Below are 13,371 nucleotides of genomic sequence, written 5' to 3' on the forward strand. Positions count from 1 at the left end.
GTCGCCCTCTGGCATGACCTGGAGGAGCAGCACTACCACTCGTATCTGGCCGGCCGGCTCGACTTCGAAGGCCAGCGACAGGCACGGGCACGCGACTTCGCCGCCCGGCACGGGGTCGTGCTCGGCGACGCCGAGGCGAGCGCGTGGTTCTCGGACTACTTCGAGCACTACGTCGCCGCCTGGTCGCTGCACCACGACGCGCTGCGCTGCCTCGACGCCCTGGAGGCGACGATCGCGGGCGTGCGGTTCGGGCTCATCACCAACGGTGATCTCGCGTTCCAGCGGCGCAAGGTGGAGGCCGTGGGGCTCGACGCGCGCATGGAGCGCCTGGTGGCGTCGGGAGAGGTGGGCGTCGCGAAGCCGGACGCCCGTATCTTCGACGTGGCGTGCGCCGAGTTCGGCGAGAGCCCCGAGCAGGCGGTGTATGTGGGCGACCGGTTGCGCACCGACGCGATCGGCGCGGCGCGCGCCGGCCTGACCGGCGTCTGGCTGAATCGCCGCGGCGACGTGCCGTCGACCGACGACGCGGCGGAAGCCGCCTCCCTCGGCGTGATCGAGCTCAGCTCGCTCGACGAGCTGCCCGGCGCTGTCGTGCGGCTGGCCACGCGGACCTGACGCCGATGGTCGGCTGACGGTCGATGCGGGACGGCGTGCCGGGCCGACGGGCCGTCGTCAGTTGCCCTTGGTGCAGGTCTGTTCGGCCGCGGTCTGGCCGGTCACGTCGGACGGGAGGCTGACGGCCGAGGAGGTGGGCGCCGGCGTGGAACCGCCCGCGGACGTACTCCCGGCGCCGGACGGACTCCCGGCGCCCGGCGTCGGCGTCGGCGTCGGCGTCGCGCTGGGCGTAGCCGACGGCGACGTGGTCGGGGCGGGCGTCGCCGACTCCGTGCCGGAGCCGGTCGTCCCGGTCAGCACCACGGGCGTGTCCGAGGCCAGAGCCTGCTTGAGGGCGTCGACGCCCGTGGGCTCCGGCACGACGCGGTTGGTGTTCTCGGGGTCGGTCATGGACGGGTACTGAAGGAAGACGAAGGCGCTGAGCGGCACGCTCTTGAGGGCCAGGGCGATCGAGACGAGCGTCGTCGGCGAGTCCAGCGTGTCGGAGAGGGTCAGGTTGGAGGTCGCCGCCTTCGCCAGCGTGTACAGCGTGAGCGGGTTGGTCAGCACGCCGGCGCTCGTCACCGTTCGCAGCAGCGACGAGAGGAAGAGCTGTTGGTTGCTGATGCGGCCGAGGTCGCTGCCGTCGCCCACGCCGTGGCGGCTGCGCACGAAGGCGAGAGCCTGGGATCCGACCAGGGTCTGCTGACCGGCCGGCAGCTTCAGCCCGACATACGGGTCGGTGAGCGGCGTGGCGAGACACACGGGGACGCCGCCGACGGCGTTGGACATCGCCACCACGCCGTCGAAGCTGATCTCCGCGGCATAGGGGATGCTGAGGCCGGTGAGCGCCTCGGCGGTCAGCACGACGCACGACAGTCCGCCGGTCGACAGCGTGGTGTTGAACTGCGCGCTGTCCCGCGGAGACGTGGAACCGCCTCCTGAGGTCGGGCACGACGGGATCGGCACCATGAGGTCGCGCGGGATGCTGATGACGGTCGCGTGCTGGTGGTCGGCCGAGAGATGCAGAACCATCGTCACATCGTTGTTTCCCGCGCCGGAGCTTCCGGCGAGCTCTTGGGCACTCGAGAACTGACCGCCCTGACCGGTGCGCGTGTCCGTTCCGGCGAGCAGGATGTTCACCGCACCGGTCTCGGCGCCCACGCTCGGCGGCGTGACGGACTTGCCCGACGCCGACACGAGGTGGATGGCGGGCTTGAGCGAGCGCACCGTGTCCTGCACCGCGTAGGCGGCCACACCTCCGACGGCGAGCAGCACGACGGCGACCGTGGAGGCGAGCAACCGCGCCAACGGCCCGCGCGCCCGCCGCACGGGGAGCCGGCCGTGCCGCACCGGAGCCGGCCGCACGACGGAAGAATGCCTCATACGAGCACGCTAAGCGACCATTCTTTGCGAATCCTTGCCCGGCGATGAGGAAACCGGAAGACGCGGCACAACGCACGAGCGCCGCCCGGCAGAAGCCGGACGGCGCTCGGTGGTGCAGCGTGGACACTACCTCACGTCGTCGTCGACCCAGTCGAACGTCTTCGTGACGGCCTTCTTCCACAGCCGCAGCTGACGGTCGCGCTCGGCGGCGTCCATGTCGGGCGTCCAGCGGCGGTCCTCCTGCCAGTTCTTGCGGAGGTCGTCCAGGTCGCTCCAGAAGCCGACCGCGAGGCCCGCGGCGTAGGCGGCGCCGAGCGCCGTCGTCTCCGCGACGACCGGGCGCACGACCGGCACGCCCAGGATGTCCGCCTGGAACTGCATGAGGGTGTTGTTGGCGATCATGCCGCCGTCCACCTTCAGCTCCGAGAGCTCGACCCCGGAGTCGGCGTTGACAGCGTCCAGCACCTCGCGGGTCTGGAAGGCCGTGGCCTCCAGCACCGCGCGGGCGATGTGACCCTTGTTGACGTAGCGCGTGAGGCCGACGAGGGCACCGCGTGCGTCCGCCCGCCAGTACGGCGCGAACAGGCCGGAGAACGCCGGCACGAAGTAGGCGCCGCCGTTGTCCTCGACGGTCTTCGCCAGGTCCTCGATCTCGGGGGCGCTGGAGATGATGCCGAGGTTGTCGCGCAGCCACTGCACGAGCGAACCGGTGACCGCGATCGAGCCCTCCAGGGCGTAGTGCGGCTTGGCGTCGCCCAGCTTGTAGCCGAGCGTCGTCAGGAGGCCGTTTTTGGAGTGGACGATCTCCTCACCCGTGTTGAAGATGAGGAAGTTGCCGGTGCCGTAGGTGTTCTTCGACTCGCCCGGATCGAACGCGGCCTGACCGAAGGTCGCGGCCTGCTGGTCGCCCAGGATGCCCGCGACGGGAACCTCGCGCAGCAGGCTCGAGGACTCGACCTGGCCGTAGACCTCCGACGAGCTCTTGATCTCCGGCAGCATCGACTTGGGCACGCCGAACACCTCGAGGATGTCGTCGCGCCAGGAGAGGGTCTCCAGGTCCATGAACAGGGTGCGGGAGGCGTTGGTCACATCGGTGGCGTGCACACCGCCGTCGGGACCGCCGGTGAGGTTCCAGAGCACCCACGTGTCGGTCGTGCCGAAGAGCAGGTCGCCCGCCTCGGCACGCTCGCGCGCGCCCTCCACGTTCTCCAGGATCCAGACGATCTTGGTGCCGGAGAAGTAGGTCGCCAGCGGGAGGCCGACGATCTGCTTGAAGCGCTCGGTGCCGCCGTCCGCTGCGAGGCGGTCGACGATCGGCTGGGTGCGGGTGTCCTGCCAGACGATGGCGTTGTAGACCGGCTCACCGGTGTTCTTGTCCCAGACGACAGCGGTCTCGCGCTGGTTCGTGATGCCCACGGCCGCGATGTCGTGACGGGTCAGGTCGGCCTTCGACAGCGCCTGCCCGATGACCTCGCGGGTGTTGTTCCAGATCTCCTTCGGGTCGTGCTCGACCCACCCGGCCTTCGGGAAGATCTGCTCGTGCTCCAGCTGTCCAGTCGAGACGATCGACCCGGACTTGTCGAAGATGATCGCCCGGGTGCTCGTGGTGCCCTGGTCGATAGCGACGACGTAGTCGGCCATAAGGTAACTCCTTTGTTCTTTGGGGGTGGGACTGAAGAGGGCCGGCCCGGGTCTCCCCGGGCCGGCCCCCGGGTGTTACTTGGTGAGGATGGGGAGCAGCAGCAGTGCGAGCCAGCCGGCGAGCAGACCGCCGATGATCGGCCCGACCACGGGGACCCAGGAGTAGGACCAGTCGCTGGTCCCCTTGCCCTTGATCGGCAGGAACGCATGCGCGATGCGCGGGCCGAGGTCACGGGCCGGGTTGATCGCGTACCCGGTCGGACCACCGAGGCTCGCACCGATGCCGATCACGAGAAGGGCGACGGGCAGAGCGCCGAGAGCGGCGAGTCCGGCCGCCGTACCCGGCTGGTGGCCGAACGCGATGACCACGAAGACGAGCACGAAGGTGCCGATGATCTCGGTGACCAGGTTCCAGGCGTAGCTGCGGATGGCAGGGCCGGTGGAGAACACGCCGAGCTTGTTCGCCGGGTCCGGCTCCTCGTCGAAGTGCTTCTTGTACGCCAGGAACGTCAGCACCGCGCCGATGATGGCGCCGATGAGCTGGGCCAGGATGTACAGCAGCACGGTGACGAAGTTGACCGGCACCAGCGTGTGCGCTGCCGCGCTGCCGAAGGCCTTGGCGCCGTTGGCCACCAGACCGAGCGTCACGGCCGGGTTCAGGTGAGCACCGGAGTTGTAGGCGACGACCACACCAGAGAACACCGCGATGCCCCAGCCGATGTTCACCATCAGGAACCCGCCGTTGAAGCCCTTGTTCTTGATGAGCGCGACGTTCGCCACAACACCGGTACCGAGGAGTACCAGCATGGCGGTGCCCACCAGCTCAGACAGGAAATCAATACCGATATTGTCCACGTTGACCTTCCAGTTGTTCAGTTGACCCGCACCCTGTTGTGCGATGGTGAGGTTCTTGTCCAGGGCGGGCCCTTGAACGCTATTGGCGTCATGTCCCCCACGGCAAGAACCGTGCTATGCACGTTCGTGCATTATCGGAGCGCCGCGGCTTCGCTCCCGTCCCCCGACTCGAGGTTCACCCGGTGGGCGGCGGCCAGTTCCGCTTGGAACGCATCTTCCTCCTCCGTGCGCCTGTTTGGCGACCATCCGAGGGCGTTTGCGGTGATTTCGCCGATCTCGCGGATCAGCGCGACGGAGATCGAACCGGTGAACGCGAGGCTCGTGCGGCGCAGGAAGACGTCGGACAGGTGAGACACGCGCTCGGTGCGGACCAGGTGATCGATCTCGCCACGCGAGTACGAGGGCGCGGCGGCCAGCGGGGCGTCCTCGCCGTCCCAGCCGGCGATCGCGTCGATGACGAACGCGGCCTTGGTGCCGTAGCGGGCCAGCAGAACGGCCGCGCGCTCGGCGCCGACATCCGCGCCGTACCGGGCGATCCAGTCGCGTTCGGCCTGCTGCGTGGTGGGGAATCCGGCGCCCCCGCCGATCGGGAGGCCGAGCGTCTGCACCGTGCGGGTCATGCCCAGCGCCTCGAGCGTCTCGTTCGCGAGGTGCTCGCTCAGCGCGCGGAACGTCGTCCACTTGCCGCCGACGAGGCTGAGCACCGTCGTGCTGCCCAGGCCCGGCACCGTGCCGGGCACGATGCGGTAGTCGCGGGAGACGAAGCCGGGGGCCGTGTCGTCGTGGTGCGGCAGCGGGCGCACGCCGGAGAAGGTGTAGACGATCTGCTCGCGCGTCACGGGGATCGTTGGGAAAACGTGCGAGACCAGTTCGATGAAGTAGTCGATCTCGTCCTCGGTGCACACGGCGGGCACCGACATGTCGGCCTCGAGGTCGGTCGTGCCGACCATGACCCGCCCCTTGAGCGGATAGATGAGGACGATCCGGCCGTCGTTGTTCTCGAAGAACATCTCACGGCCGCGGCAGGCCTCCAGCAGTTCGGGGTTGTCGAGCACGATGTGCGAGCCCTTGGTGCCGCCCATGAACCGGGTGGCTTCGCCGAGCGCGGCGTTCGTGAGGTCGGTCCACGGTCCGGAGGCGTTGACGACGACGTCTGCGGTGATCGTGAACTCCTCACCGGACTCGCGGTCGCGCACGAGGACTCCGCCGTCGCGGGCGCCGACGGCCTCCAGATAGTTGGCGGCACGAGCGTGCGGACCGGCCGCCAACCCATCGGCGAGCACGTCGAGTGCGAGTCGCTCCGGGTCGTGAACCGAGGCGTCGAAGTAGGTGGCCGTGTACTTGAGGCCCGGGTTGAGCTTCGGCAGCTCCTGCAGCGAGCGCTTGCGGCCGTGGAAGGTGTGCCGCGGGACCGTGCCGCCGTCGCGCGAGAACGCGTCATAGATCGTGAGGCCGGTCTTGATGAGGAACGCGCCGCGCTCCTTCGGCTTGCCCTGCTTGTGGGTGAGGAAGCGCAGCGGAGCGGCGAGGATGCCCGAGAAGGTCGAGTAGATCGGGATGGTCGTCTGCAGCGGCTTGACGTAGTGGGGTGCGATCTTCAGCAGGCCGTTGCGCTCGGTGACCGATTCCTTGACCAGGCGGAACTCGCCGTTCTCGAGGTAGCGGATGCCGCCGTGGATCATGTGGCTGGAGGCGGCCGAGGCGCCGGAGACGAAATCGTTGCGCTCGACGAGCACGACATCGACGCCCTGCAGCGCCAGGTCGCGGAAGGTGCCGAGGCCGTTGATGCCGCCGCCGACGATCACGACCTGGGCGTTGGGACGCTCGCGCAGCAGTTGGATCTCGGCGCGGGTATTCGACTTCGTCGTCACTTCGGACTCCTGGGTTTCTTCTGTACGGCGGTGGGTGCAGCTATAGTCTTCGATGCCGGCACAACTTCGATCAAGCCGGATGCACATACGTGCAGTGCCCCGTTGCCCGAGAAGGCGGAGTACGCGAGAAGGCGAGCACCCGAGATGGCCGAACCAGACACCCAGAACCTCCCCGAGAAGGTCCGCGATGCCCTCAAAGCCGGGCACCTGTATTACATGCAGGACCTGACGATGGAGGCCATCGCCCACGAGATGCACACGTCGCGCTCCAGCGTCTCCCGGCTCCTCTCCTATGCCAGGGCCTCTGGACTGGTCACCATCCAGATCGCCCAGCCCCACGAGGGCGCCACCCGCGTCCAGCAGGAGCTGCACTCCCGCTACGGGATCGGCGCGCACATCGTCCCCATGCCCAGCGCCATCAGCGACGTCGACCGGCTCGAGCGCGTCGCCATCTCGGCTGCACGGATTCTCGACCGCTTCATCGACTCCAACACCACGGTCGGCATCGCCTGGGGCTCGACGATGAGCGCGCTGAGCAGGCACCTGATCCCGAAAGACCTGCACAACGTGGAGTTCGTGCAGCTCAACGGCGCGGGCAACACCTACACCACGGGCGTGCTCTACGCCTCGGAGATCCTGCGGCGGTTCGGCGACACGTACTCGGGCACGATCCAGGAGTTCCCTGTTCCAGCGCTCTTCGACGACCCGCAGACCAAGGTGGCGATGTGGCGCGAGCGCAGCACCCGGCGCATCCTCGACATCCAGGAGCGGATGGACGTGGCGCTCTTCGGTCTGGGCTCCCCGTTCTCCGAGGTGCGATCGCACGTCTATGCCGGCGGGTACCTCGACGCCGCCGACTACGCGTCGCTCGACGCGTCGGGCGTCGTCGGCGACGTCGCGACCGTGTTCTTCCGTGAGGACGGCAGCCACCACGGCATCCCCCTCAACGAGCGGGCCAGCGGCCCGGACATCGATCTGATCAAGCGCGTACCCCGCCGCGTGTGCATCGTCTCGGGCCCGTCGAAGGTGCACAGCTTGCGCGGCGCACTGGCCGCCGGCCTCATCACCGACCTGATCGTGGACGAGGGCACCGCCCGTGCCCTGGTCGGCCTCTCGGACCCCCTCGGTGCCGTGGCCGACGCCGCCTGACCCGCGCCCGCGGTTCCCGAGGGGCACGTCGGCGTCACAGAGAGTCGGGAATAGACCGCTGCGGAGCGCGTTGATCTAGACTCGACAACAGAAGAACGTGCTCCGGGGTCGGTGAGAGTCCGAACCGGCGGTGACAGTCCGCGAGCGGGAGGCCCTGCCTCCTGCTGAGCCGGTGGAATTCCGGCACCGACGGTAATGCGTGCAGGCGAGAGCCTGGGCGCTCAGTCCGGATGGGAGGCGCACGTCTCACGGTCGGCGACGACCGCGAGCGAACGCGAGCATCGGCTCCAGCGACCCCGGCATCACGTCTCGACGACACGAGAGACAGGACGACGCCCGGATGACCCGGTCTGGAGAATGGGATGCGGCGATGCGCACGGCGCTGCGCCTCGCCGAAGGCGGGCCCGCCACCGGCGTGAATCCCCGCGTCGGCTGCGTCATCCTCGACGCCGACGGTCACACCATCGCCGAGGGTTTCCACCGCGGGGCCGGAACGGCCCACGCCGAGGTCGACGCCCTCCGATCGCTTCCCGAAGGCGGAGCACGCGGAGCGACCGCCGTCGTGACGCTCGAGCCGTGCAACCACTGGGGCCTCACCGGCCCGTGCTCCGAGGCGCTCATCGAAGCCGGGGTCGCCCGCGTGGTCTACGCGGTCGCCGACCCGGGCCACCACTCCTCCGGCGGTGCCGAACGGCTCCGGGAGGCCGGGGTGGAGGTCATCGCGGGCGTCCTCGCCGACGAGGCCGAGGCGTTCCTCGGCGACTGGCTCACGGCCGCGCGCCTCGGGCGGCCGCACATCACCGTCAAGTGGGCCAGCACTCTCGACGGCCGCGCCGCCGCGGCCGACGGCACCAGCAAGTGGATCACCGGCGCCGCGGCCCGACAGCGCGTGCACGAGCAGCGGGAGGCTTCCGACGCCATCGTGGTCGGCACCGGCACCGTGCTCGCCGACGATCCGAGCCTCACCGCCCGCGGCGATGCCGGCGAGCTGCTCGCCACACAGCCGACGCCGGTCGTGGTCGGCACCAGAGCCGTCCCCAACGACGCGGCGATCTTCCGCCACCCGAACCCGGTCGTCTTCGAGGGCACGCACGACCTCCATCAGGTGGTCGCCGACCTCCGCCAGCGCGGCTTCCGACGCGTGTATGTCGAGGGCGGGCCCACGCTGGCCAGCGCCTTCGTCGCCGCCGGACTGGTCGACGAGTATGCGATCTACATCGCCCCGTCGCTGCTCGGGGGCCCGCGCCTCGCGCTGGACGACATCGGCGTCGCCACCATCGGCGACCAGCGCAGGCTGCGCATCCTCGACGTCGAACGACTCGGCGGCGACCTCTACCTGCGGGCCGTTCCCGTCCCGAAGCCCGACACCACCCACCAGGAGGACTGAGTGTTCACCGGAATCATCGAAGAGCTGGGCGAGATCACCGCCGTCGAGCGCGTCGCCGACGCCGCCAGGATCACCGTGCGCGGCCCCCTCGCCGTCAGCGACGCAGCGCACGGAGACTCCATCTCGGTGAGCGGCGTCTGCCTCACCGTGATCGGTCAGGACGAGGACTCCTTCACCGCCGATGTGATGGCCGAGACCCTCGCCATGAGCACCCTCGACGGCGTGCAGGCCGGGCGCCGGGTGAACCTCGAGCGCGCCGCCCGGGTCGGCGACCGGCTCGGCGGCCACATCGTGCAGGGGCACATCGACGGCACCGCCACCGTGCTCTCGATCGAGGACGGCAGCGCCTGGCGCGTCGTGCGGCTCAGCCTGGACCCGGAGCACGCACCGCTCGTCGCCCGCAAGGGCTCGATCGCGGTGGACGGCGTCTCCCTCACCGTGAGCGATGTCGGCGGCGGGCGGGAGGACGGCTGGTTCGAGGTCTCGCTCATCCCCGAGACGCTGACCGCCACCACCCTGGGCGACCGCCTCCCCGGCGACCGCGTGAACATCGAGACCGACATCCTCGCCCGCCACGTCGAGCGGATGCTCGCGCTCGAACCCGCGCTGACGGAACGCCGGACGCTGACAGAACGGAGTGCGTCATGACCCTCGCCACCATCCCGGAGGCCCTCGCCGAGCTGCGTGCGGGACGGCCTGTCATCGTGGTCGACAACGAGAGCCGCGAGAACGAGGGCGACGTGGTCATCGCCGCTGAACTCGCCAGCCAGGAGTGGATCGCGTGGACGGTCAAGAACTCGTCCGGCTTCATCTGCGCCCCGATGACGAACGAGATCGCCGACCGCCTCGAGCTCCCGGTCATGGTCGCGAACAACGAGGACGCCCGCGGCACCAACTACACGGTGAGCGTCGACGCCGCCGACCGGCTCTCGACCGGCATCAGCGCGGCCGACCGGTCGCACACCCTGCGGGTGCTCGCCGACGCGGAGTCGACGCCGGCCAGCCTGCACCGGCCGGGCCACATCCTGCCGCTGCGCGCGGTGGACGGCGGCGTGCGCGAGCGCGACGGCCACACCGAGGCGTCGGTCGACCTCCTGAAGCTCGCCGGCTTGACGCCGGTCGCAGCCATCGCCGAGATCGTCGCCGACGACGGCGAGATGATGCGCCTGCCCGGCCTGCTCGAGCTCGGCGAGCGCGAGGGCGTCCTGGTGATCACCATCGAAGCGCTCATCGGCTACCTGCAGGAGTTCCACTGCGACCAGCGGCTCGCTTCGCCGACGCCGATCCCCGAGTCGTCCCGCGTCATCTTCGAGGTTGAGACGACGGTGCCGACGGTGCACGGGTCGTTCCGGATGCGGGCGTACCGCGACCGGATGACGGGCGCCGACCACGTGGCGATCGTCTCCGGCGACCCCCGCGCAGAGGGCACACTCGTTCGCGTGCACTCGGAGTGCCTGACCGGCGAGGCCTTCGGGTCGCTGAAGTGCGAGTGCGGGCCACAGCTCGACGCGGCGCTCGACACCATCCAGCGCGAGGGCGGCGTGGTCGTCTACCTGCGCGGCCACGAGGGTCGCGGAATCGGCCTGATCAACAAACTGCGCGCCTACAAGCTGCAGGAGGACGGCCTCGACACGCTCGACGCCAACCTGGCCCTCGGGCTGCCGATCGATGCCCGCGACTACGGCGCGGCCACGGCGATCCTGCAAGACCTGGGCATCGAGTCGGTGCGCCTGCTGACCAACAACCCCGAGAAAGTCCGCCAGCTGGAGGAGCACGGCATCACCGTCGACGAGCGTGTTCCGCTCATCGTCGGCGTCGGCGTCTTCAATGAGGGGTACCTGGAGACCAAGCGCGACCGCATGGGTCACGTGATCGACGACATCGACCCGCAGGACGGGTCGGACGGCACTGCTGCGGTGGCAGCGGAGAGGACAGCACGATGAGCGGAGCAGGAGCCCCGAAGACGACCGAGGCCGTGGACGGCCGCGGCCTGAAGGTCGTGATCGTCGCCGGCGCCTGGCACGAGCGGATCACCGACGGTCTGATCGCCGGGGCGACCCGCACCCTCGAGGCCGCCGGGGCGGACTACTCGCTCGTGCGCGTGCCCGGCAGCTTCGAGCTCCCGGTCGTCAGCAAGGCGGCCCTCGAGTCCGGCGCCGACGCCGTGGTCGCCCTCGGCGTGATCATCCGCGGCGGCACCCCGCACTTCGAGTACGTGTCGTCGGCGGCGACGGACGGCTTGACCCGGGTCGCGCTCGACACCGGCAAACCGGTCGGCTTCGGCGTCCTCACGCTCGAGGACGAGGCTCAGGGCATCGACCGGGCCGGCCTTCCCGGGTCGAAGGAGGACAAGGGCGAGGAGGCCGCGTTCGCGGCGCTCGCGACGGCGATCACTCTGCGGGAGTTGCGCGGCGCCGTCCGCTGAGCAGCGGTGTGCTGGTCTGGGGGCTACGGCTTCCAGACCATCAGCACCACGACGGCGACCAGCAGCAGGCTCGCGACACCGGAGCCCGCCGCGATGGCGGGATAGCGGGAAGGCTCGGCCTGCCCCGCCTCGCCGGCCCGGCCCGCCTCGGCACCCCGGATCGCCTCGGCGGCACGGCGCATCGTCGGCACGACCAGGAACAGGGTCAGTCCGAGCGCGATCACATAGAGGATGAGCGACCACAGGATCCACGGCGTGGTGATGCTCAGGCCGTACTTCTTGTCGGCCAGCCCCATCACGCCGAAGCCGAAGAACACCACCAGCAGCGACAGCAGCGAGATCAGGTTCGTCGACTTCGCCAGCACCTCCACCTGTCCGGCGTTGCCCGCGCGGACGGCGCGCATCGCCGTCATCGGGAGGATGGCCATCGGACCCACGATGAACACGGCGGACACGACATGCAGCACGGCGAAGAGTGTTTCCATGCCCTCAGCCTACCGATCGGCCGGATTCGGCCGCGTCACCCCTGCCGCATAGGGTGGGAGGGCGCCACAAGCGCCCGTTCCCGTTCTCCCCGCCCGCGCGACGCCCGACCGACGCCCACGCTCTGCGGCTGTTCGTCACGTCACCGGAAGTTCTTCACGCATGTCTACGACGGCCTCCGTCACCCCGTCCACCACGCCCGCCAACACGCGCGGCCGTGTCATCCTCGCCAGCCTCATCGGCACCTCGATCGAGTTCTACGACTTCTACGTCTACGCCACGGCCGCGGTACTGGTCTTCCCTGCCCTGTTCTTCACCAGCGAAGACCCGACGACGGCCCTGCTCGCGTCGTTCGCCGTCTTCGGCGTCGCATTCATCGCCCGCCCCGTCGGCTCGATCCTGTTCGGCCACTTCGGCGATCGCATCGGACGCAAGGGCACGCTGGTCGGTTCCCTGCTCACCATGGGCATCGCCACGGTCCTGATCGGCTGCCTGCCCACCGCCCAGGTACCCGGCTGGGAGTTCTGGGCACCATTCCTCCTGGTCGTCATGCGGTTCTGCCAGGGCCTCGGCCTCGGCGGCGAGTGGAGCGGGGCCGCGCTGCTCGCGACGGAGAACGCCCCGGCCGGCAAGCGCGCCGTCTACGGCACGTTCCCGCAGCTCGGCGCTCCCATCGGCTTCATCGTGGCCAACCTGCTCTTCCTCGCGCTCAGCATGACGATGAGTGCCGAGCAGTTCGCCGCGTGGGGCTGGCGCGTCCCGTTCCTGCTGAGCGCTGTGCTGGTCATCGTCGGGCTGTACGTTCGGCTCAAGCTCGTCGAGACTCCCGCGTTCCAGAAGGTGGTGGACACCGGTGAGGTCGCCAAGCTGCCTGTTGCACGTGTGTTCCGCACCAGCTGGCGGCAGATCGTGCTCGGCACGTTCATCATGCTGGCGACCTACGTGCTGTTCTACCTGATGACCGCGTTCACCCTCACGTACGGGACGACCGCAGCGACCCCGGAGGCAGCGCAGGCCGCGGCGGAGAAGGCCGGCAAGAGCTTCTCCGCGACGGGTTTCGTGGCGGGTCTCGGCTATTCGCGCAACGACTTCCTCGTCATGCTGATCATCGGCGTGGTGTTCTTCGGCGTCTTCACACTGGTCGCCGGTCCGCTCGCCGAGCGCTTCGGGCGCCGCAGGACCCTGATCTGGGTGACGATCGGGATCATCGTCTTCGGCCTCCTCTTCGTGCCGCTGTTCGCGGGCGGGTTCGTCGGCACCATGGCGCTGCTGATCGTCGGCTTCACCCTGATGGGGCTGACGTTCGGGCCGATGGGTGCGGAGCTGCCCGAACTGTTCCCGACCAACGTGCGCTACACCGGGTCCGCGGTCGCCTACAACCTGTCGAGCGTCCTGGGTGCCGCGGTGGCGCCGACGATCGCGGTCTGGCTGTGGACCGTGGGCCACGGCAGCACGGTGTTGGTGGGCGTCTACCTGTCGCTCGCCGGTGTGCTCACGCTCGTCGCCCTGCTGCTCTCGAAGGAGACCAAGGACGTCGACTTCACCGACAACGTGAGCTGAACAGCTCCCCGAGGGGCACG

The 13,371-nt window shown here is 69.4% G+C and carries 12 protein-coding genes and 1 riboswitch; of the genes, 7 read left to right on the top strand and 5 right to left on the bottom strand.

The annotated features are described in order from the left end of the window. Positions 1-615, top strand: a 615-nt coding sequence (locus tag Q0Q23_RS09915) for an HAD family hydrolase (protein WP_295122597.1), incomplete at its 5' end; no start/stop codon positions are given. A 57-nt stretch (positions 616-672) separates the two neighbouring features. Here the strand turns inward: Q0Q23_RS09915 and Q0Q23_RS09920 are convergent. From Q0Q23_RS09920 to Q0Q23_RS09935, 4 genes are all read right to left on the bottom strand, one after another. Next, on the bottom strand, positions 673-1,980 hold the full coding sequence (locus Q0Q23_RS09920; protein ID WP_295122599.1) for an LCP family protein: 1,308 nt from the start codon (positions 1,978-1,980) through the stop codon (positions 673-675). A gap of 126 nt (positions 1,981-2,106) precedes the next feature. Continuing rightward, positions 2,107-3,621 (bottom strand): glycerol kinase GlpK, encoded by a 1,515-nt coding sequence (gene glpK / locus Q0Q23_RS09925; protein WP_295122601.1) that lies wholly within the window; start codon positions 3,619-3,621, stop codon positions 2,107-2,109. A 75-nt stretch (positions 3,622-3,696) separates the two neighbouring features. Beyond that, positions 3,697-4,476 (bottom strand): MIP/aquaporin family protein, encoded by a 780-nt coding sequence (locus Q0Q23_RS09930; protein WP_295122603.1) that lies wholly within the window; start codon positions 4,474-4,476, stop codon positions 3,697-3,699. Positions 4,477-4,607: 131 nt separating this feature from the next. Continuing rightward, positions 4,608-6,347 carry a glycerol-3-phosphate dehydrogenase/oxidase gene (locus Q0Q23_RS09935; RefSeq protein ID WP_295122605.1) on the bottom strand — a complete coding sequence of 580 codons (1,740 nt, stop codon included), beginning with the start codon at positions 6,345-6,347 and terminating at the stop codon, positions 4,608-4,610. Between the two features lie 144 nt (positions 6,348-6,491). Between Q0Q23_RS09935 and Q0Q23_RS09940 the strand changes: the two genes are divergently transcribed. The 5 genes from Q0Q23_RS09940 to ribH all read left to right on the top strand — a co-directional run bounded on the left by Q0Q23_RS09940 (position 6,492) and on the right by ribH (position 11,308). Further along, a complete protein-coding gene (locus Q0Q23_RS09940) occupies positions 6,492-7,496 on the top strand; it encodes a sugar-binding transcriptional regulator (RefSeq protein WP_295122607.1) in 1,005 nt (334 codons plus the stop codon). A gap of 94 nt (positions 7,497-7,590) precedes the next feature. Continuing rightward, positions 7,591-7,742, top strand: a riboswitch (FMN riboswitch). A gap of 94 nt (positions 7,743-7,836) precedes the next feature. Next, positions 7,837-8,883, top strand: coding sequence for a bifunctional diaminohydroxyphosphoribosylaminopyrimidine deaminase/5-amino-6-(5-phosphoribosylamino)uracil reductase RibD (gene ribD, locus Q0Q23_RS09945; RefSeq protein WP_295122609.1), 1,047 nt, complete (start codon positions 7,837-7,839; stop codon positions 8,881-8,883). Beyond that, the gene (locus Q0Q23_RS09950) at positions 8,884-9,531 is read left to right on the top strand and encodes a riboflavin synthase (protein WP_295122612.1); all 648 of its coding nucleotides are present in this window, start codon (positions 8,884-8,886) and stop codon (positions 9,529-9,531) included. Beyond that, positions 9,528-10,826: a GTP cyclohydrolase II gene (gene ribA / locus Q0Q23_RS09955; protein ID WP_295122614.1), complete on the top strand. Its 1,299-nt coding sequence runs from the start codon at positions 9,528-9,530 to the stop codon at positions 10,824-10,826. The genes Q0Q23_RS09950 and ribA overlap by 4 nt, the downstream gene beginning before the upstream one ends. Further along, on the top strand, positions 10,823-11,308 hold the full coding sequence (gene ribH / locus Q0Q23_RS09960; RefSeq protein WP_295122616.1) for a 6,7-dimethyl-8-ribityllumazine synthase: 486 nt from the start codon (positions 10,823-10,825) through the stop codon (positions 11,306-11,308). The genes ribA and ribH overlap by 4 nt, the downstream gene beginning before the upstream one ends. Positions 11,309-11,331: 23 nt before the next feature. On the opposite strand, the gene Q0Q23_RS09965 is transcribed toward ribH, so the two are convergent. After that, positions 11,332-11,793, bottom strand: coding sequence for a DUF2269 family protein (locus tag Q0Q23_RS09965; protein ID WP_295122618.1), 462 nt, complete (start codon positions 11,791-11,793; stop codon positions 11,332-11,334). Positions 11,794-11,953: 160 nt separating this feature from the next. On the opposite strand from Q0Q23_RS09965, the gene Q0Q23_RS09970 reads away from it, so the two are divergent. After that, entirely contained in the window at positions 11,954-13,351 is a 1,398-nt protein-coding gene (locus Q0Q23_RS09970; RefSeq protein ID WP_295122620.1) for an MFS transporter, read from the top strand. Positions 13,352-13,371 lie beyond the last annotated feature (20 nt).

The organism is uncultured Leifsonia sp. (assembly GCF_945957465.1).
Lineage (GTDB): Bacteria > Actinomycetota > Actinomycetes > Actinomycetales > Microbacteriaceae > Leifsonia.

What these genes read in the sequence shown, in the direction of transcription:
- Q0Q23_RS09965 (WP_295122618.1), bottom strand. Translation starts at nt 11,793, where the DNA reads ATGGAAACACTCTTCGCCGTGCTGCATGTCGTGTCCGCCGTGTTCATC.
- ribH (WP_295122616.1), top strand. Translation starts at nt 10,823, where the DNA reads ATGAGCGGAGCAGGAGCCCCGAAGACGACCGAGGCCGTGGACGGCCGC.
- ribD (WP_295122609.1), top strand. Translation starts at nt 7,837, where the DNA reads ATGACCCGGTCTGGAGAATGGGATGCGGCGATGCGCACGGCGCTGCGC.
- Q0Q23_RS09940 (WP_295122607.1), top strand. Translation starts at nt 6,492, where the DNA reads ATGGCCGAACCAGACACCCAGAACCTCCCCGAGAAGGTCCGCGATGCC.
- Q0Q23_RS09920 (WP_295122599.1), bottom strand. Translation starts at nt 1,980, where the DNA reads ATGAGGCATTCTTCCGTCGTGCGGCCGGCTCCGGTGCGGCACGGCCGG.
- Q0Q23_RS09970 (WP_295122620.1), top strand. Translation starts at nt 11,954, where the DNA reads ATGTCTACGACGGCCTCCGTCACCCCGTCCACCACGCCCGCCAACACG.
- ribA (WP_295122614.1), top strand. Translation starts at nt 9,528, where the DNA reads ATGACCCTCGCCACCATCCCGGAGGCCCTCGCCGAGCTGCGTGCGGGA.
- glpK (WP_295122601.1), bottom strand. Translation starts at nt 3,621, where the DNA reads ATGGCCGACTACGTCGTCGCTATCGACCAGGGCACCACGAGCACCCGG.